This is a genomic window from Photorhabdus sp. HUG-39 (assembly GCF_963878365.1).
GTDB lineage: Bacteria > Pseudomonadota > Gammaproteobacteria > Enterobacterales > Enterobacteriaceae > Photorhabdus > Photorhabdus kayaii.
The window spans coordinates 13006-32273 of record NZ_CAWNWY010000002.1 but is presented as its reverse complement, the minus strand read 5'-3'; the positions used below and the strand labels follow the sequence as shown (position 1 = coordinate 32273).

The following is a 19268-nucleotide window of genomic DNA, read 5'->3' as shown; positions in this document are numbered from 1 at the left end:
TTATAAAAAAACCCGCAGGTTAATCTGCGGGTTCATTTCACTGAGATGATAAATTCATTATCTCATGACAAAACTAAAGCTTATGCCATTTGATTCTGATTCATTAACTCATTGAAAGTTGTTTCTTTTTCAGAAACTTTTGCTTTACCCAGAAGAACTTCAACAGCTTGTTCTTCTAAAGCAACATTACGAACATTATTCATCAATTCTTGGTTTTTACCATAGAATTCGATCACTTCTTGAGGTGCTTCATAGGCAGAAGCCATTTCCTCAATTAATGCTTTAACACGTTCTTCATCAGCTTTCAGTTCATTACTACTGATAACTTCGCCTAATAACAAACCAACAACAACGCGACGCTTAGCCTGTTCTTCAAACAGTTCACGAGGCAGTTCCAAAGCTTGTTTTTCATTGCCACCGAAACGCTGAGCAGATTGACGGCGCAGAACATCAATTTCGCTATCAACAGCAGCAGCAGGAACTTCGATTTCGTTAACTTTAACTAATCCCTCGATAACCTGAGATTTAATACGGTTACGAACTGCATTTTTCAGTTCACGTTCCATATTTTTACGTACTTCTGCACGCAGACCATCAACAGTGCCATCAGCAATACCGAAACGTTTGATGAATTCTTCATTAAACTCTGGCAGCTCACGCTGTTCCACTTTTTTCAACGTGATTGCAAACTTAGCAGCTTTGCCTTTCAGATTTTCAGCGTGATAATCTTCTGGGAAATTCACATCAATGGTAAATTCTTCCCCAGCTTTATGGCCAATAATGCCCTCTTCAAAACCTGGGATCATACGACCCTGCCCCATAGCCAGAACAAAATCAGAAGCCTTACCACCTTCAAACTCTTCACCATCGATAGAACCATTGAAGTCAACAGTCACACGATCTTCTGCACCAACAGCTTCTTCAGTTTCTTTCCAATTAGCCTGCTGCTTACGCAATGTTTCCAGCATTGCATCAACATCTTCGCCTTTTACTTCAACAACGGGCTTTTCAACTTCAATAGATTCCAGATCTTTCAATTCAATTTCTGGATAAACTTCAAACTCTACAGAGTAAGTGAAATCTTCACCATTTTTGAATTGTTCTGGTGCATAACTTGGCGCACCTACTGGATTAATTTTTTGTTCGATGATTGCATTAATAAAGTTACGTTGCATCAGATCACTCAGAACGTCCTGAATGACAGAAGCACCGTAACGTTGTTTAACAACGTTCATAGGCACTTTGCCTTTACGGAAACCATCGATACGAACTTTTTTTGCTACATTGACCAACTCACTACTAACTGCTTTCTCAACATCGGCAGCAGGAACGGTGATTGTCACACGACGCCCAAGGCCTTGAGTGGTTTCAACAGAAACTTGCATTTTTTTACCTCAAAAAAATCATAGTGCTCGGTCAACTCCAGAGACCACACAACCAGCACATATTTTATGTACCAATCGCAACACTCTCTACGAACCGGGGCGGTCGCATTTAAAAACCGAGAATCCCTGATGTCAGAAGCGTCCCGAAACCATTCTAAAAATTAGACGCGACATTATAGCGATGCAGAGGGTGTGAGTCGAGAATTGCTGAAAAAAGCCCGAACTATTCATCAACTTCACAGGATAACGATTATTCAGCGGCTAAATTTGCATCCAAAATGTATCATATATAAAACGTAAAAACGGCCCGAAGACCGTTCACTGGATTTATTCAGTTGTGTAAGAAAACGCCCCAAATTAAGCATCAATCAGCGGATTTCAGGCAACAATATTACCCCCACGACATGCCGGTGACGCCAAAACAGTATCCTGCAATTCATTCCACTCTTTTTCTGTATAGGTATGCAACGCCAAAGCATGAACACCTGCGGACAATTCTGCCGATAATACGCTGTAAACAGAACGATGGCGGTTTAGCATACGTTCACCAGCAAATTTATTGCTGATGATTACGACCTTAAAATGGCTTTCAGAACCTATGGGTACATTGTGACGATAACTTTCATCAATGACCTCAAGATATGAGGGATTAAATGCAACCTGTAATTTCTCTTCTATATCCTGATACACCATATCATTCCCCTTAACCGCACAGTAGTCGTACTACCAACCATACTAATAATTTTAGTCTATTCTCCATAAGTTATAGCATCAACGCATTAAAATATCTTTCAATCGAATCCTACATCATAAGGTTTTTATATGCGTTTACCCCATCAGAGATATGCCATGATCAAAAGGCAGTGCTATTATTGACGTAATTTATGCTATTGATAAGTATTACTGGATATCCTTATCACTGATGAGAAAATTAACATGTTGAAAAGAATTTTATTCCCACTCATTGCACTTTTTCTTCTTGCAGGCTGTGCAGCTCCCAGCAATACCCTGACCATCGAACCTAAAATTACATTGCCAACAGCAGACCCAACGATGGGTGCGATTACCATCAGTATTAGCGGTGCCGACAATCGTCAGTCTCAAACACTTGCTCAAGTTAACCGCAATGCAAAGCTGGAAATACTGAAACCATCCCGTGATCTGCGCTTTCTACTCCAGGAAATCCTGGAAAAACAGATGACCGCTCGTGGTTATATGATTGGCTCTCCAGCCAATGCCAATCTGCAAATTATTGTGAACAATTTATATGCAGACGTTAAAGAAGGTAGCCTGCGCCATAATATTTCAACAAAAGCCGATATTTCCATCATTAGTACAGCGCAAAATGGCAGTAAACAAGTTAAGAATTACCGCACTAGTTACAATGTACAAGGTCCTTTAGGCGCAACTAATGAGAAAATTGCTGATGCAGTCAATACTGTATTATCAGAAGTCATAGCAGATATGGCTCAAGATCCTTCCGTCAGTAATTTCATCAAACAAAATGCTCGCTAATTAAAGGATTAATTATTTACTCTGCCCGCAAAGGGCAGGGTTTTGGGAGGCACATGTCTTATCGTTATCTCACCGTTTTTACCCAACATAATTCACGAATTCTGCTTTTACTCGGCTTTGTTTCTGGTTTACCGCTCGCATTGACCGCCAGCACCCTGCAAGCATGGATGACCGTTGAAGACGTTGATCTGAAAACAATTGGCTTTTTTTCTCTTGTCGGCCAAGCGTATGTTTTCAAATTTCTTTGGTCCCCTTTTATGGACCGCTTTATCCCCCCTTTTCTTGGACGTCGCCGTGGTTGGCTACTTGTTACACAGTTATTACTTATAGCCAGTATCGCGGCAATGGGCTTTCTCCAGCCATCTCAACATTTATGGTGGCTAGCCACACTGGCAGTAACCGTCGCTTTCTGTTCTGCATCACAGGATATCGTCTTTGATGCTTATAAAACCGATTTATTGAGTAGCGAAGAGCGGGGTGTAGGTGCTGCCGTTTCGGTATTTGGTTATCGATTAGCCATGTTAGTTTCAGGCGGGTTAGCATTATGGATCGCAGACCGCTATATTGGCTGGCAACACACCTACTGGTTGATGGCTGGACTGATGCTGATTGGCGTCTATGCGACGTTAAAAGCTAGAGAGCCTGAAATTGACGCTCCGTCACCAAAAACACTCCAGCAAGCCGCAATAGAGCCATTAGTCGATTTTTTTAATCGCAATAATGCATGGCTGATACTACTGTTAATTGTCATGTATAAAATGGGAGATGCCTTTGCTGCCAGCCTAAGTACCCCATTTCTTATCCGAGGTATTGGCTTTGATGCTGGTGAAGTTGGAATGATCAACAAAACGCTGGGATTAGCAGCAACTATCGTTGGTGCATTATATGGTGGTTATTTAATGCAACGATGGAGTTTATTCCGCTCACTCATGATCTTTGGCATCCTGCAAGCGATTTCCAATATTGGATACTGGCTGTTATCCATTACTGACAAAAATATCTACACTATGGGCAGCGCCATTTTTCTGGAAAATATCTGTGGCGGAATGGGAACCGCTGCATTTGTTGCCTTACTTATGGCGTTATGTCATAAATCGTTCTCTGCAACACAATTTGCTTTATTATCTGCTTTATCTGCTGTTGGACGAGTCTATGTCGGCCCAATTGCGGGTTGGTTCGTTGAATTACATGGCTGGCCAAACTTCTATCTATTCTCTATAGCGGCCTCTGTTCCAGGCTTATTACTGTTATTTATCTGCCGCCAGACTCTGGTTTATACCCAGCGAACTAACGATTTTATGCCACGTACTGAATTCAAAAATTCCTATCGTCTAGCGCTTGGCTTACTATCATTAGCAAGCATCTTGCTCACATTCTGGTTATTTACCATCACCACCAATGCTCTTAACTGGACTCATGCACCTTATCTGGCCGAAACATTGCTATTATGGGCAGCACAGATTGGTATCACAGGCATCATTCTCGGTAGCTTTCTAGATTATCTCGCATTAAGAAGGAACAAATTGGCTTAAAAGGCGAAAACATTAAGTTAATTTATTAAAGGTTGACGACGGTCAGCCTTTGATATCTCTGCCCTCTTTTTAAATAGTTAAGTGATAGCGATCACACTTCAAATAGTCATTTGCCCAAAAGTGCTATTTTCGAGTAATTATTTGATTGTTCAATATTCATATCCGCGTAGAATCAGACTACCATTTTAAGGGTTATTTAATATAGCTTTGAAACCCAAAACCTCTTTTCATGGATGCGTTAGAGAAATTTATGAGAACAACCATTCTGGCTACTGCTTTATTCACCACCGTCTCAGTTCCAGCTTATGCTGAATATCAAGGGGGCTTTGCTAATATCAGCATGAACTACCTCGACTGGACTAGCCATACCACACACAAGTCAGGGCAAACCTCTCATAAAGACGACTTTGCCTACTTAGAACTGGAAGGCGGAGCCGGATTTAACTGGGGTGAACTATACGGGTTCTTTGATCTGGAAAATGCTTTCAACAATCAGCATGCTGAACCAGGGGATAACCAAAGATACACTTTTAAAACAACCGGTCGCTTTTATCTGGCTGATACAGGTTTCAATCTCTATGGTCATGTTTATGGTACTTATTCGCTCCCAGGTACAGCACATGGCGGGAACTTCCATGAGGTAAATACCCTCTATGGTATTGGCTACAACACTGATTTCGCTGGTGTCTGGTTCAAACCGTTTGTGGCGCTGCACTATGTTGACCAAACTTTCTACTCCGGTAATAACGGCTATGTCGTTGGTTGGGTTGCGGGTTACGACTTTCAACTCTGGGAAGAAAAATTCAGCATAACTAACTGGAATGAAATAGAACTTAATCGAAATGAACGCTACGGCAACGGTGGACGGAATGGTACCAATGGTGCAATAGCGTTATGGTGGACACCTCACAAATCCTTCACAACTGGCATTCAATATCGATATGCCGATCATAAACTGGGTGAAGACTTCTGGCAGGATGGGATTGTTTACACTATCAAATATAATTTCTAATTATTGATTTTAATTGTGAGCTACCAAAAGTGGCTCACAATTAATTTAATTCTTAAATAAAATGGCCGCGGCGGAAATTTTTAAAGCAAATTTTTATATTTTTTTCCTCTTCTCTAAAAAATATAAAATAACTTTAGTATAAATTCGTATTTCCGCCCTATTTCGTTACAATTAAATAACCTTTTCAAGCTAACTTCTGATTAATCCTCCACTTGCATGTGATCCCATCGACATAAAGGGTAACAACCCCTCAACTAACTATTACAAATGTTTACACTCCAGTAGCCTTACCGTAGAATGCCCGCACTGATGAAACGACAATAGAGCTTTTGTTATTTGGAGTCGTTAGATGAGACTTATGAAATACAATAAAAGTATTGGGATATTGTCAATACTAGCGGCTACTCTTGTGCTGAGTGGCTGCGATATGGTATTGATGAACCCTAAAGGCGCCATCGGCGCTGAACAAAAAACGCTGATACTCACGGCTATTGGCCTGATGCTGATCATCGTTATTCCGGTAATCATCATGGCATTCACTTTTGCCCTGCGTTACCGCGAAGCCAACAGAAGTGCTACCTATCGCCCTAACTGGGCGCACTCAAATAAAATTGAGCTGGTAGTATGGACCGTTCCTATCATTATCATTATTATTTTAGCAACCATTACTTGGAAAACAACCCACGAGCTTGACCCATATAAACCACTGGTTAGCGATGAAAAACCCGTAACTATTGAAGTCATCTCTCTTGATTGGAAATGGCTATTCGTTTACCCGGAGCAAGGTATTGCTACAGTTAACGAAATTGCTTTTCCTACCGGAGTGCCTATTAACTTCAAAATCACCTCTGATTCCGTGATGAACTCATTCTTCATCCCGCAATTAGGTGGTCAAATCTATGCAATGGCTGGTATGCAGACTAAACTTCACTTAATTGCCGATGAACCTGGCGTTTATAAAGGTTTGTCCAGTAGCTATAGTGGTCACGGCTTCTCTGGCATGAAATTTACTGCTACCGCTACCGCAGATCGGGAAGGTTTTGAACAATGGGTTCAAAAAGTGAAAGCCTCTCCCAAAACCTTGGATACCATGCAAGCATTTGATGAGTTAGCCAAACAAAGCCAGAATCATCCGGTTGAATACTTCTCAAGCGTTAAACCTAACCTGTATCAAGACATTATTGCCAAATTTATGGGCAACATGAATATGCATGGCGGCCACGGTGCAACGACAGGTCATAACATGAATATGAGCGAAACTGCTCATGCCGGAGTTGAGGAATAAAGTAATGTTGGGAAAATTAACACTTGATGCAATCCCACTGCATGAGCCCATTGTCATGGTTACTCTTGCAGGGATTCTCTTAGCAGGGCTCGCAATTGTCGGAGCCCTGACCTATTTCCGTAAATGGAAATGGCTATGGAGCGAGTGGTTAACCAGCGTTGACCACAAGAAAATCGGTATTATGTACATTATCGTGGCGCTGGTCATGATGCTCCGTGGCTTTGCCGATGCCATCATGATGCGTGGTCAGCAGGCTGTCGCCTCTGCGAGTGAAGCAGGTTTCCTGCCACCGCATCACTATGACCAGATTTTTACCGCCCACGGCGTCATCATGATTTTCTTCATGGCGACACCTTTTGTTGTCGGTCTGATGAACGTCGTGGTTCCACTACAGATCGGCGCTCGTGACGTGGCATTCCCATTCCTGAACTCACTGAGCTTCTGGTTTTTCGTCGTCGGCGTTGCACTGATTAACATCTCTCTGGGTGTAGGTGAATTCGCTCAGACCGGCTGGTTAGCTTATCCTCCGCTCTCAGGTATAGAATATAGCCCAGGCGTTGGGGTCGATTATTGGATATGGAGTCTTCAGATATCCGGCATTGGTACCTTGCTGACAGGCGTTAACTTCTTTGCGACGATCCTGCGTATGCGTGCTCCTGGCATGTCCATGATGAAAATGCCTGTATTCTCTTGGGCAGCACTCTGTACTAACGTATTGATCATCGCCGCATTCCCGATTCTGACAGTGACCATTGCCCTGCTAACTTTTGACCGCTACATGGGCACCCATTTCTTCACCAATGATATGGGTGGCAACATGATGATGTACATCAACCTGATATGGGCTTGGGGTCACCCTGAAGTTTACATTCTGGTGTTGCCGGTCTTTGGTGTTTTCTCTGAAGTGACTGCGACGTTCTCGAAAAAACGACTGTTCGGCTATACTTCTCTGGTATGGGCAACCATTGCCATTACCGTACTGTCGTTCATTGTATGGCTGCACCACTTCTTTACGATGGGCTCGGGTGCGAACGTTAACGCCTTCTTTGGCATAGCCACCATGATTATCTCGATTCCGACAGGCGTTAAGATCTTCAACTGGCTGTTCACAATGTATCGAGGCCGTATTGAGTATAAAACACCGATGCTGTGGACCGTTGGCTTCATCGTCACCTTCTCTATCGGTGGTATGACTGGCGTTCTGCTGGCAGTTCCAGGCGCAAACTTCGTTCTGCATAACAGCTTGTTCCTGATCGCACACTTCCATAACGTTATTATCGGTGGTGTTGTCTTCGGTTGTTTTGCTGGTACTGCTTACTGGTTCCCGAAAGCTTTCGGTTTCACACTGAACGAAAAATGGGGTATCCGCGCATTCTGGTTCTGGATTATCGGCTTCTTTATCGCCTTTATGCCAGTTTACGCGCTCGGCTTTATGGGGATGACTCGTCGTATTAGCCAAGATATCAACCCTGAATTCCATACTCTGCTGGTCGTCTCCGCGATTGGTGTTGCACTGATTGCCGTTGGTATCCTGTGTCAGGTCATTCAATTCTACGTTAGTATCCGTGACCGTGACCAAAACCGTGACCTGACCGGCGACCCTTGGGGCGGGCGTACTCTGGAGTGGGCAACATCTTCTCCACCACCGTTTTATAACTTTGCTGACGTTCCACATGTGCAAGCGCGTGATGCATGGTGGGATATGAAAGAAAAAGGCACAGCTTATAAACGTCCTGCTAAGTATGAAGAAATTCATATGCCTAAAAATGCCGGTGCGGGTGTAATTATTGCTGGCTTCAGCTTGCTGTTTGGTTTCGCCATGATTTGGCATATCTGGTGGCTAGCTATCGCAGGCTTTGCGGGCATGATTATCACTTGGATTGCAAAAAGCTTTGATGAAGATGTTGATTACTACGTACCCGTTGCTGAAGTTGAGCAAATTGAGAATCAACACCATGAACAAATTAGCAAGGCAGGTCTGAACCATGTCAACTGAAACTATGACTAACCACAATCATGCCCACGAGCATCACGGGCACCACGATGCGGGAGCCACTAAAGTATTCGGTTTCTGGGTCTACTTGATGAGTGACTGTATTTTGTTCGCATGTCTATTTGCGACTTATGCAGTACTCGTTAACGGAACCGCAGGCGGCAAATCGGGTAAAGAGATTTTCGACCTCTCTTTCGTATTGGTCGAAACTTTCCTACTGTTATTCAGTAGTATCACTTATGGCTTTGCCATGTTAGGCATGAACAAAGGAAAAGTCGGCCAAGTTAACGCCTGGCTCGGTATGACTTTCCTGTTCGGCCTTGGCTTCGTGGCGATGGAATTGTACGAATTCCATCACCTGATTGTTGACGGCCACGGCCCTGACCGCAGTGCATTCTTGTCCGGATTCTTCGCACTGGTTGCTACTCACGGTATCCACGTTACCTGTGGTCTGGTCTGGATTATCATCATGATAATCCAAGTAACCCGCCGCGGTTTAACTGATGTAAATAAAACCCGTCTGAACTGCCTGAGCTTGTTCTGGCACTTCCTGGATGTGGTATGGATCTGTGTATTTACCGTTGTTTATCTGTTAGGAGCTATGTAATGAGTCATTCCAATACCGCTCATACTGGAGCTAGCCACGGTAGCCTAAAGTCTTATCTGATCGGCTTTGTTCTTTCGGTCATCCTGACAGTGATTCCGTTCTGGATAGTAATGGATGGTTCCGCCTCCCATACGACTATCCTGACAACAGTAGTCGCTCTGGCTGTGGTGCAGATTATTGTTCATTTTATTTACTTCCTGCACATGAACACTTCGTCAGAAGAGCGCTGGAACTTAGTCGCATTGCTGTTCACTATCTTGATTATCGGTATTGTTGTTGTTGGCTCACTATGGATTATGTACAACCTCAACATTAATATGATGGTTGATTAAAGAGCTGCATATATGATTAAGCAATACCTGCAAGTAACTAAACCAGGAATTATTTTCGGCAATTTAATTTCTGTGATCGGTGGTTTTCTACTCGCCTCGAAAGGGGTGATTGATTACCCTTTGTTCATCTCGACTCTGCTCGGCGTTTCATTAGTCGTGGCTTCTGGTTGTGTATTTAACAACTACATTGACCGTGACATCGATCGGATCATGGAAAGAACAAAAAACCGCGTCCTTGTAAAAGGGCTTATTGATCCGAAAATCAGCCTGATTTATGCATCAATACTGGGTATTGCTGGCATAGTGCTGCTCTATGCAGCAGCCAATGCTTTAGCAATGCAATTAGCGATTATCGGTTTTGTCATCTATGTAGGGGTTTACAGCCTCTATATGAAAAGGAAATCTGTTTATGGCACGTTGATCGGCAGTTTGTCCGGTGCTGCACCTCCGGTTATTGGTTATTGTGCAGTAACTGGTCAGTTTGATACGGGCGCGTTGATCCTGTTACTGATTTTCAGCCTGTGGCAAATGCCGCACTCCTACGCCATTGCTATTTTTCGTTTCAAAGATTACCAGGCAGCCAATATTCCTGTACTGCCCGTCATTAAAGGCATATCTGTGGCGAAAAACCACATTATCCTTTATATCCTGGCATTTATGATTGCAACCCTTATGTTAGCCATCAGCGGTTACGCTGGTTACAAATATCTGGTTGTTGCAGCAGCAGTGAGCGTCTGGTGGCTAGGAATGGCGTTATCCGGTTACAAAACTGATAATGACCGCATTTGGGCTCGTAAATTATTTATATTTTCCATTGTGGCAATCACTTCCCTGAGTGTCATGATGTCTATTGACCCACATGTGCCCTCAGAAGCCTTCCTAACTTACGTCCGGTAATTTTCCCTGATGGCAGTCGCTACCCCCTCTGCCATCAGTTTCCTTCCAGCCTGTTATCCCCTCTCCTTAATACTTCAATATTATTAATTCAATTAACTATTTACCCCTTATTGAAAACCTATCTACAATGACGCATCAAAATATTTCGAGGTAATCATGAACGATAATAAAATGACGCCACTTGAGCTTCGGGCGACATGGGGCCTAGGTTCAGTTTTTTCTCTGCGAATGCTAGGCATGTTCATGGTTCTTCCTGTATTAACAACCTATGGACTTCATCTAAAAGATGCCACCGAAACACTTATTGGCATCGCCATTGGCATTTATGGTCTAACCCAAGCAATTTTCCAGATCCCTGTTGGCCTGTTTTCTGACAAAATTGGCCGTAAGCCCTTAATTGTTGGTGGATTATTGCTATTCGTCCTTGGCAGTATTATTGCTGCTCTCAGTGACTCCATCTGGGGCATAATAATTGGACGAGCGTTACAAGGCGCTGGAGCGATATCTGCTGCAATTATGGCGCTACTTTCTGATTTAACCCGTGAACAAAATCGAACTAAAGCAATGGCTTTTATTGGCATTAGTTTCGGAATAACTTTCGCCATCGCCATTGTACTTGGCCCAATCCTTACGAATGCCATTGGATTAAATGGCCTATTTTGGGGAATTACCATTCTGGCCGGTAGTGGCATTCTGATAACATTATTTGCTGTTCCTTCCACCGATAAACACATTATTAACCGTGAATCAGGCATTGTTCGTCACAGTTTCAGTAAGGTTCTGGCTGATAGCCAGTTGCTGAAACTTAACTTTGGCATTCTCAGTTTGCACACTTTGTTAATGGCAAGTTTTGTCGCCCTTCCTTTGGTGATGCAACAAGCGGGGCTCCCTACCCAACAACACTGGAAGGTTTATCTGATCACTATGCTAGTTTCATTCTTATCTGTTTTACCTTTCATTATTTACGCAGAAAAAAAGCGCCGCATGAAACAAGTGTTTTCACTGTGTATCACGATGCTACTGATTGCTGAAATTGTATTGTGGGCGGCGGGACATCACTTATGGGTGATTTTTATCGGCATACAAATTTTCTTTATTGCTTTCAATGTAATGGAAGCTATCCTGCCATCACTTATCAGTAAAGAAGCACCAGCGGGTTATAAAGGTACAGCAATGGGTATCTACTCCACCAGCCAATTTTTAGGTGTCGCTTTAGGGGGTGGCCTCGGTGGTTGGTTATATGAATTAAAAGGAGCACCGCTGGTATTTGCGGCAGGTATCGTTCTGACAATCATTTGGCTCATTATTAGCATAACAATGAAACAACCTGCATATGTCAGCAGCATCAGAATTTCTCTACCAGAGAATATAGTCAATAAGGCATTGCTGGAACAAAAAATTCTTGTTCAGCCAGGCGTTTGCGAGGTCGTTATTGTTCCGGAGGAGCATAGTGCTTACATAAAAGTAGATACTAAGCTGACAAGCAGAGCACAACTTGAGCAATTGATAGCTAATAATAACACGATAGATTAAGTATCAAACCAGATAACCCCTACTCACTCCGATTCGATATTAAGGGAGATTGGGAGTGGGATTCCTTGTCAGGAATACCCCACTCCACATTAGGCTAGATATATCAATCCATTAGTCGGAAAATCAATCCCGAAAATTAGTAAACTGGAATGGCTGTCCCAGCTCTGCGCCACGAACTAATGCCATAACACTTTGCAAATCATCACGAGCTTTACCTGTCACTCGCACTTGCTCACCCTGAATCTGTGCCTGTACTTTCAGCTTACTATCCTTAATCAGCTTCACGATCTTTTTCGCCGTAGGGGTATCAATCCCCTGCTTCAGAGTCGCTTCAACGCTGTAAGTTTTACCACTGTGCAACATATCATCAGGGATATTCAATGCAGCACCATCGATACCACGTTTAGCCAACTTTTCACGCATGATATCAACCAACTGATTTACCTGAAAATCTGACTCACTGGCAATCTTGATAGATTCATTTTTTTCATTTAACTCGAAATTGGCGCTGACATTACGGAAATCCCAACGGCTAGCAAGCTCGCGCTGCGCATTTTCTACCGCGTTGCGAACTTCATGCATATCAATTTCTGAAACAATATCGAAAGATGGCATTATCCATGACCTCCTGATAATCAATAAGTTGGCATGATAACCGCTTTCCATTGTCAGCAAAAGCGCTATACTCGGATTAGCGGGATCTTATTATTTCCATCCAATATTATGGCAGCGTCTTTCAAAAGGTGTATATGAAGATAACCGTTCTTGGCTGTGGCGCTATAGGAAAACTGTGGCTAGCAGCATTATCACAACAAAAACATCAAGTACAGGGTTGGCTAAAAAGTTCTCGGTCTTATTTATCTGTTCATATTGACGAAATGAATGGGCAAGTCTTCAACCAACCAATCCCAACTAATAACAACGACCATCTTGCCAACAGCGAATTACTGATTGTCTGTTTGAAAGCATGGCAAGTCGCTGATGCAGTGAATAATTTACTCCCCAAACTTTCACCTAATTGCCCAATCTTATTACTACACAATGGTATGGGTACCCAAGAAGAACTATTATCAGCGCCTAATCCAATACTGCTTGGCGTCACAACGCATGGTGCATATCAGGATGACCAACGGGTTTATCATACCGCTTCCGGGCTAACCCATATTGGCCCAGCAACGTCAAATGCAACTGGGCTTAGCTCTCTGGCTAATGTATTACATCAATCTTTGCCAGATGTTGCATGGCATAATGAAATTCTCTCGATTAGTTGGCTGAAACTTGCCGCTAACTGTGTCGTAAACCCGCTGACTGCGCTTTATGAATGCCAAAATGAAGATCTGCTTCGCTACCCGGAACAATTGAATATTTTGTGCGAAGAAATTATTCAGGTTATGCAACGAGAAAACATCCATACCACTATCGACAAGCTGATTGCCTATGTCTACGATGTGATTAAGCTTACAGCAAAAAACTACTCATCCATGTTGCAGGATGTCCGCGCAAAGCGTCGCACTGAAATTGACTATATCACTGGTTATTTATTACGCCGGGCCCGTGCACATGGTCTTTCTACCCCTGAAAATACCCGTATCTATAACCTAGTAAAACATAAGGAAAGATGATTATGAATCCTTCAGCACTCATCTGCCTAACTCACGGTAGTGAAGAAATAGAAGCCGTTGCAACCATTGATTTACTGGTACGCGCTGGCATCAGTGTTACGATCGCCAGCACCGCCAGCGATGGAGAATTAGTTTTAACTTGCTCCAGAGGTGTGAAATTGGTTGCTGATGTCCCTCTGGAAAAAGTTATTGATGAATCTTTCGATGCCATCATCTTACCCGGCGGTATGCAGGGTGCCGAGTGTTTCCGTAATAATCCACTAGTTATCGAAAAAATCCGCAAGGCACATTATCAAGGAAAAATTATCGCTGCAATTTGTGCCGTGCCTGCTATCGTGCTTGAACACCATAATTTATTCCCTACTGGCAAAATGACCGGCTACCCCGGTTTGCAAGACAAAATTTCATCCGATAAATGGATTGATTGCCGAGTCTGTTTTGATGATCGTGTCAATCTATTGACCAGCCAAGGGCCAGCGACAGCTTTTGATTTCGCATTAAAACTCATTGAATTATTAAAAGGACGAGCAACAGCAGCCGAGGTGGCAGCTCAACTCATATTACCACTAGGTGTATATTCTTATCAGGACTGAAAAAATAGACAAAAACACCTTACTTTATACGATTCGGGGTTCACGTAATAGGAACCCCGAAACATAGAATTGAAGCAATTAAGGCCGATAAACTTTCACGTTATCAAAACCCTGCTCAGATAAATAGAGTGCCTGCAAACGACTCATTACCCCACGTTCACAATAGAGCAAATAAGTCTTATCCTTTGGCAAATCACCAAACTGACTGCTCAACTTATAGAATGGCAATGATTTAATTTCCACACCATTTAACTGCAATGGCCGATCATCTTGTTCATCAGGCGAACGAATATCCAATAACACATCCGTCGGAGCGAACGCTGTCACCGTTTCAATTTCAACCACTTGCTGATTGCTTTGTTCTGCGATCTGGCGAATATCAATATTCTGAGCTTCACTGACAACTTTTTCCAAAATATTAAAATCGAAATTCGCCTCTTCTGCTTCAATTTTAGCTTTAACAGCTTTTACTGTCGGGCTTTTTGAAATAACACCACAGAATTCAGGCATTGTACGGGCAAAATCCTCAGTGCCTATTTCACGTGCCAACCTGATAATGTGCTCTTTATCATGAGAAATCAGCGGCCGCAGAATCAACGTATCCGATGCATTATCAATCAAACGCAAATTAGTGAGTGTCTGGCTGGAAACCTGTCCCAAAGCCTCACCGGTAACAATCGCCTGCACGCCATAACGCTCTGCAACTTTAGATGCCGCTCTTACCATCATCCGTTTAAGCACCACCCCCATTTGACCGTCATCAACTTTTTCCAAAATTTCAGCGACAACAGGTTCAAAATCCACGGCAACGAAACGGACTTTATGGGAACTGCCAAAACGATTCCAAAGATAATGAGCAACCTGTTTCACACCAACTTCATGAGCAGAACCGCCAAGATTGAAGAAGCAATAGTGAACACGACAGCCACGGCGCATTAGCATATAGCTGGAAACACCAGAATCAAAGCCTCCAGAAATTAGAGATAATACATCTTCCTGCGTTCCGATAGGAAAACCACCAATTCCTTCATAACGGGCTTTTACCAGAATCAGTACATCTTGATCAATTTCCAGATTAACAGTCACATCAGGATGATTGAGTTTTACTTTTGCAGATTCAATATGCTGGTTTAAACCACCACCGACATAACGTTCTACTTCATTGGAAGTAAATTGATGTTTACCGCGACGTTTAACCCGCACGCAAAATGTCTTATTGTGGAGCGATTCGCCATAAGCCTCATAAGCTTGTTCAAAGATATGATGCATGTCACGAAACTCACGCTCCTCTACTTGCAGAATATGGTGAATACCGGGGATACGTGTCAGCGCATCACAAATTTGAGCGCCAAGGTTTTCATCTTTAGTACGAACTTCGATATTATCCCAATGGCGAACCACTGCAATATTATCTCCTAACGTTTTAAGCACATTGCGAATATTACTAGCGAGAATTTTAATAAAGCGCAAACGAACAGTTTGGCTCTTGATCGTGATTTCAGGGAATAATTTAATAATAAACTTCATAGTGAGTTATAGTAGTAGTTAGGCATTTTGATAAAAAAAACTGATGGTATGTCTTGGTTGTCAAATCAGGCCGCGAAGTATAACACTATCTCGTGATATAGCCCGGAAAAAACACAAAATCAGTTAAGGATTTGTTTGCACCAGCATAATAAGATAGTCTGCAACCCTTAGGCGAACTCTGTAAATAGTAAAAAATTATGCCAAAGAAAAATGCAATATCAGAAAGTACAAACAGTACGCCAGAAACTGCGGCGGCAATGACATTTGAAAGCTCATTAAAAGAGCTGGAACAGATTGTCGCCCGGCTAGAATCAGGTGAACTGGCACTGGAAGAAGCCCTAAGCGAGTTTGAGCGTGGTATTCAATTAGCCCGTCGAGGGCAACAAACGTTGCAACAAGCAGAACAGCGAGTGCAGATTCTGCTTAACGATGATGTCCAATCTCCACTGAGTCATTTCTCCCCGGATACTGAATAAGCCTATGTCTGAACAAAATTCAACCCAATTTAAAGAACAGCTTAAAATCTGTCAACAACGAGTCAATAACGTTCTGATAAGCACACTATCTTCACTGGCATTTGCAGACAATCCACTCGTTCACACAATGCAACATGGCACTTTACTCGGTGGTAAACGTCTGCGCCCATTTTTAGTTTATGCCGTCGGTGAACTGTTTGGATTATCTGCAAATAATCTGGATGCTCCAGCAGCAGCCGTTGAATGTATCCACGCCTTTTCATTAATTCATGACGATTTACCGGCGATGGATAACGATGATTTACGCCGTGGACAACCGACCTGCCACATAAAATTTGGTGAAGCTCACGCGATTTTGGCAGGAGATGCATTACAGGCGCTGGCGTTTGAAATCCTATCTAAAAGAGAAATGCCGGATGTAACAACGGCAGATCGCCTTGAAATGCTTGCCGAACTAGCAACCGCCAGCGGTATCGCTGGTATGTGCGGCGGTCAAGCGTTGGATTTAGCTGCGGAAGGTAAACACATTGATCTCCATATGCTGGAACACATTCATCGCCATAAAACGGGCGCACTTATTCGTTGCGCCGTCAGAATGGGCGCATATGGCGCAGGCCAAAGTGGGCATGATGCCTTACCTGAATTAGATCAGTATGCTCAGGCCATTGGCCTCGCATTCCAAGTTCAAGACGATATTCTTGATGTCATTGGCGATACCGAAATGATAGGAAAACGCCAAGGCAGTGACCAACAGTTAGAAAAAAGCACTTACCCCGCATTATTGGGGTTAGAACAAGCACAGAAAAAAGCATACGAACTGTATCAAGAAGCATTACAAGCTTTGAATAAACTGGAAGATAAATCTTATAACACAGCAATGCTGCGCACACTTGCCAGCTTTATCATTGAACGTAACAACTAAGGTCTGCCGGTAAATTTACCCACTGGCAGCGCTATTAATAAACACTTCTTAACGAGCATCAAATGAGCATTGATATAGCCAAATACCCCACATTGGCATTAGCGGAAAATCCTGAAGAGCTTCGTATGTTACCAAAAGAGAGCCTGCCGAAATTATGTGATGAACTTCGGCAATTCCTGCTAAACAGTGTCAGTCGCTCCAGTGGTCATTTTGCCTCCGGTCTTGGCACCGTTGAGCTGACTGTGGCGTTGCATTATGTCTATAAAACACCTTTCGATAAATTGGTATGGGACGTCGGCCATCAGGCTTATCCTCATAAAATCCTGACAGGGCGCCGAGATCGTATTGATACGATTCGTCAAAAAAATGGGCTTCATCCTTTCCCTTGGCGAGATGAAAGTGAATACGACACCTTATGTGTTGGTCACTCATCAACCTCTATCAGCGCCGGATTAGGTATGGCAATTGCGGCTCAACGCGAAGGCAAAGGCCGCCGTACAGTTTGTGTTATCGGTGATGGTGCGATAACCGCGGGGATGGCTTTCGAAGCGATGAACCATGCCGGGGATATCGACCCAGATATGTTAGTCATTCTTAACGACAACGAAATGTCCATCTCAGAGAACGTCGGAGCGTTAAACAACCATCTAGCTCAACTTCTATCCGGTAAACTCTACACCACGTTGCGGGAAGGCGGGAAAAAAGTCTTTTCCAATCTACCACCGATTAAAGAGCTACTGAAAAAAACTGAAGAACATATCAAAGGCATGGTTGTTCCTGGCACTCTGTTTGAAGAATTAGGCTTTAATTACATTGGCCCCATCGACGGACATGATGTACTGACATTGACCCAAACGCTGAAAAATATGCGTGAATTGAAAGGGCCACAGCTTCTGCACATCATGACCAAAAAGGGTCGTGGCTATGCCCCCGCCGAAAAAGATCCTATCAGTTGGCATGCGGTGCCTAAATTTGATCCGACCACTGGCGCATTACCTAAAAGCTCAGACAACCGCCCTACTTTCTCCAAAATCTTTGGAGACTGGTTATGCGAAGAGGCCGCTAACGACAAAAAGCTGATGGCGATCACACCTGCCATGCGTGAAGGCTCTGGTATGGTACGTTTTTCCCGCGAATATCCTGATCAATACTTCGATGTCGCCATTGCAGAACAACATGCCGTGACTTTTGCCGCAGGTTTGGCAATTGGTGGTTACAGGCCAATTGTTGCAATCTATTCGACATTCCTCCAACGTGCTTATGACCAAGTTATCCATGATGTCGCCATCCAGAATCTACCTGTTCTATTTGCAATAGATCGCGGCGGTATCGTAGGTGCTGATGGTCAGACACATCAAGGTGCCTTTGATCTTTCATTCCTTCGTTGTATCCCCAACATGGTAATTATGGCGCCAAGTGATGAGAACGAATGCCGACAGATGCTGCATACTGGCTATCATTATCAGCAAGGTCCTGTAGCCGTGCGTTATCCACGAGGAACCGGAACGGGGGCAGAACCCCAACCATTTGAACAATTACCAATTGGTAAAGGTATTATTCGCCGTCAGGGTAAGAAGGTAGCGATCCTGAACTTTGGTACTCTGTTACCTGATGCAATAACAGCAGCAGAATCACTGGATGCGACTGTTGTTGATATGCGTTTTGTCAAACCACTGGATAAAGAATTGATATTAGAAATGGCTGATAACCATGATTTATTGGTCACGCTGGAAGAAAATGCCATTATGGGCGGCGCCGGAAGTGGCGTTAATGAACTACTAATGCAGGAAGGTCGCCTAGTGCAAATTCTGAATATTGGCTTGCCTGACCAATTTGTGCCACAAGGTAGTCAGGAAGAAATTAGAGCGGAGTTAGGGCTTGATGCCGCAGGTATTCAAAATAGCATCAATAAAAGGCTATTTTCCTGAGTATATACCCTATGGATTTCAAGATGGATCGCGACGGCAAGGGAGCGAATCCCCGGGAGCATAGGTAACTATGTGACCGGGGTGAGTGAGTGCAGCCAACAAAGAGGCA

The 19268-nt window shown here is 43.3% G+C and carries 17 protein-coding genes and 1 pseudogene; 14 read left to right on the top strand and 4 right to left on the bottom strand.

Translation table 11 applies throughout. From position 1 onward, the window contains the following. Positions 1-80: 80 nt before the first annotated feature. A complete protein-coding gene (gene tig / locus AAC155_RS01815) occupies positions 81-1385 on the bottom strand; it encodes a trigger factor (RefSeq protein ID WP_113040813.1) in 1305 nt (434 codons plus the stop codon). Between the two features lie 378 nt (positions 1386-1763). Then, on the bottom strand, positions 1764-2078 hold the full coding sequence (gene bolA, locus AAC155_RS01810; RefSeq protein ID WP_112877929.1) for a transcriptional regulator BolA: 315 nt from the start codon (positions 2076-2078) through the stop codon (positions 1764-1766). A 243-nt stretch (positions 2079-2321) separates the two neighbouring features. Between bolA and AAC155_RS01805 the strand changes: the two genes are divergently transcribed. The 9 genes from AAC155_RS01805 (at position 2322) to AAC155_RS01765 (ending at position 12091) form a co-directional block, all read left to right on the top strand. Further along, entirely contained in the window at positions 2322-2900 is a 579-nt protein-coding gene (locus tag AAC155_RS01805) for a lipoprotein (protein ID WP_112894573.1), read from the top strand. Positions 2901-2953: 53 nt separating this feature from the next. Further along, positions 2954-4432 carry a muropeptide MFS transporter AmpG gene (gene ampG / locus AAC155_RS01800; RefSeq protein ID WP_113040812.1) on the top strand — a complete coding sequence of 493 codons (1479 nt, stop codon included), beginning with the start codon at positions 2954-2956 and terminating at the stop codon, positions 4430-4432. A gap of 250 nt (positions 4433-4682) precedes the next feature. After that, positions 4683-5444, top strand: a complete 762-nt coding sequence (locus tag AAC155_RS01795) for a nucleoside-specific channel-forming Tsx family protein (RefSeq protein WP_113040811.1) — start codon at positions 4683-4685, stop codon at positions 5442-5444. A gap of 349 nt (positions 5445-5793) precedes the next feature. Next, positions 5794-6729, top strand: a complete 936-nt coding sequence (cyoA, locus tag AAC155_RS01790) for a cytochrome o ubiquinol oxidase subunit II (protein WP_113040810.1) — start codon at positions 5794-5796, stop codon at positions 6727-6729. A gap of 4 nt (positions 6730-6733) precedes the next feature. After that, positions 6734-8725 carry a cytochrome o ubiquinol oxidase subunit I gene (gene cyoB / locus AAC155_RS01785; RefSeq protein ID WP_113040809.1) on the top strand — a complete coding sequence of 664 codons (1992 nt, stop codon included), beginning with the start codon at positions 6734-6736 and terminating at the stop codon, positions 8723-8725. Then, positions 8715-9329, top strand: a complete 615-nt coding sequence (locus AAC155_RS01780; RefSeq protein ID WP_112877923.1) for a cytochrome o ubiquinol oxidase subunit III — start codon at positions 8715-8717, stop codon at positions 9327-9329. Before cyoB ends, AAC155_RS01780 begins: the two co-directional genes overlap by 11 nt. Beyond that, the gene (locus AAC155_RS01775; RefSeq protein WP_113040808.1) at positions 9329-9661 is read left to right on the top strand and encodes a cytochrome o ubiquinol oxidase subunit IV; all 333 of its coding nucleotides are present in this window, start codon (positions 9329-9331) and stop codon (positions 9659-9661) included. Before AAC155_RS01780 ends, AAC155_RS01775 begins: the two co-directional genes overlap by 1 nt. Before the next feature lie 12 nt (positions 9662-9673). Then, positions 9674-10558, top strand: coding sequence for a heme o synthase (cyoE, locus tag AAC155_RS01770; RefSeq protein ID WP_113040807.1), 885 nt, complete (start codon positions 9674-9676; stop codon positions 10556-10558). A gap of 156 nt (positions 10559-10714) precedes the next feature. Beyond that, the gene (locus AAC155_RS01765; RefSeq protein WP_113040806.1) at positions 10715-12091 is read left to right on the top strand and encodes an MFS transporter; all 1377 of its coding nucleotides are present in this window, start codon (positions 10715-10717) and stop codon (positions 12089-12091) included. A 123-nt stretch (positions 12092-12214) separates the two neighbouring features. Here the strand turns inward: AAC155_RS01765 and AAC155_RS01760 are convergent, their stop codons facing one another. Then, on the bottom strand, positions 12215-12706 hold the full coding sequence (locus tag AAC155_RS01760) for a YajQ family cyclic di-GMP-binding protein (protein WP_112879731.1): 492 nt from the start codon (positions 12704-12706) through the stop codon (positions 12215-12217). A 134-nt stretch (positions 12707-12840) separates the two neighbouring features. Here AAC155_RS01760 and panE point away from each other — a divergent pair. Both panE and yajL read left to right on the top strand, forming a co-directional pair. Continuing rightward, positions 12841-13753: pseudogene (gene panE, locus AAC155_RS01755) on the top strand (2-dehydropantoate 2-reductase). Continuing rightward, entirely contained in the window at positions 13716-14306 is a 591-nt protein-coding gene (gene yajL / locus AAC155_RS01750) for a protein deglycase YajL (RefSeq protein WP_113040804.1), read from the top strand. Before panE ends, yajL begins: the two are co-directional and overlap by 38 nt. A 78-nt stretch (positions 14307-14384) precedes the next feature. Here yajL and thiI read toward each other — a convergent pair whose 3' ends face one another. Then, complete coding sequence (gene thiI, locus AAC155_RS01745) at positions 14385-15833, bottom strand: tRNA uracil 4-sulfurtransferase ThiI (RefSeq protein ID WP_113040803.1); 1449 nt, start codon at positions 15831-15833, stop codon at positions 14385-14387. A 197-nt stretch (positions 15834-16030) separates the two neighbouring features. Between thiI and xseB the strand changes: the two genes are divergently transcribed. The 3 genes from xseB to dxs all read left to right on the top strand — a co-directional run bounded on the left by xseB (position 16031) and on the right by dxs (position 19159). Then, complete coding sequence (gene xseB, locus AAC155_RS01740) at positions 16031-16309, top strand: exodeoxyribonuclease VII small subunit (RefSeq protein WP_113040802.1); 279 nt, start codon at positions 16031-16033, stop codon at positions 16307-16309. A gap of 4 nt (positions 16310-16313) precedes the next feature. Next, a complete protein-coding gene (gene ispA / locus AAC155_RS01735; protein ID WP_113040801.1) occupies positions 16314-17231 on the top strand; it encodes a (2E,6E)-farnesyl diphosphate synthase in 918 nt (305 codons plus the stop codon). Positions 17232-17293: 62 nt separating this feature from the next. Continuing rightward, entirely contained in the window at positions 17294-19159 is a 1866-nt protein-coding gene (gene dxs / locus AAC155_RS01730) for a 1-deoxy-D-xylulose-5-phosphate synthase (protein ID WP_113040800.1), read from the top strand. The last annotated feature ends 109 nt before the right edge of the window (positions 19160-19268 follow it).

What these genes read in the sequence shown, in the direction of transcription:
- tig (WP_113040813.1), bottom strand. Translation starts at nt 1,385, where the DNA reads ATGCAAGTTTCTGTTGAAACCACTCAAGGCCTTGGGCGTCGTGTGACA.
- bolA (WP_112877929.1), bottom strand. Translation starts at nt 2,078, where the DNA reads ATGGTGTATCAGGATATAGAAGAGAAATTACAGGTTGCATTTAATCCC.
- AAC155_RS01805 (WP_112894573.1), top strand. Translation starts at nt 2,322, where the DNA reads ATGTTGAAAAGAATTTTATTCCCACTCATTGCACTTTTTCTTCTTGCA.
- ampG (WP_113040812.1), top strand. Translation starts at nt 2,954, where the DNA reads ATGTCTTATCGTTATCTCACCGTTTTTACCCAACATAATTCACGAATT.
- AAC155_RS01795 (WP_113040811.1), top strand. Translation starts at nt 4,683, where the DNA reads ATGAGAACAACCATTCTGGCTACTGCTTTATTCACCACCGTCTCAGTT.
- cyoA (WP_113040810.1), top strand. Translation starts at nt 5,794, where the DNA reads ATGAGACTTATGAAATACAATAAAAGTATTGGGATATTGTCAATACTA.
- cyoB (WP_113040809.1), top strand. Translation starts at nt 6,734, where the DNA reads ATGTTGGGAAAATTAACACTTGATGCAATCCCACTGCATGAGCCCATT.
- AAC155_RS01780 (WP_112877923.1), top strand. Translation starts at nt 8,715, where the DNA reads ATGTCAACTGAAACTATGACTAACCACAATCATGCCCACGAGCATCAC.
- AAC155_RS01775 (WP_113040808.1), top strand. Translation starts at nt 9,329, where the DNA reads ATGAGTCATTCCAATACCGCTCATACTGGAGCTAGCCACGGTAGCCTA.
- cyoE (WP_113040807.1), top strand. Translation starts at nt 9,674, where the DNA reads ATGATTAAGCAATACCTGCAAGTAACTAAACCAGGAATTATTTTCGGC.
- AAC155_RS01765 (WP_113040806.1), top strand. Translation starts at nt 10,715, where the DNA reads ATGAACGATAATAAAATGACGCCACTTGAGCTTCGGGCGACATGGGGC.
- AAC155_RS01760 (WP_112879731.1), bottom strand. Translation starts at nt 12,706, where the DNA reads ATGCCATCTTTCGATATTGTTTCAGAAATTGATATGCATGAAGTTCGC.
- yajL (WP_113040804.1), top strand. Translation starts at nt 13,716, where the DNA reads ATGAATCCTTCAGCACTCATCTGCCTAACTCACGGTAGTGAAGAAATA.
- thiI (WP_113040803.1), bottom strand. Translation starts at nt 15,833, where the DNA reads ATGAAGTTTATTATTAAATTATTCCCTGAAATCACGATCAAGAGCCAA.
- xseB (WP_113040802.1), top strand. Translation starts at nt 16,031, where the DNA reads ATGCCAAAGAAAAATGCAATATCAGAAAGTACAAACAGTACGCCAGAA.
- ispA (WP_113040801.1), top strand. Translation starts at nt 16,314, where the DNA reads ATGTCTGAACAAAATTCAACCCAATTTAAAGAACAGCTTAAAATCTGT.
- dxs (WP_113040800.1), top strand. Translation starts at nt 17,294, where the DNA reads ATGAGCATTGATATAGCCAAATACCCCACATTGGCATTAGCGGAAAAT.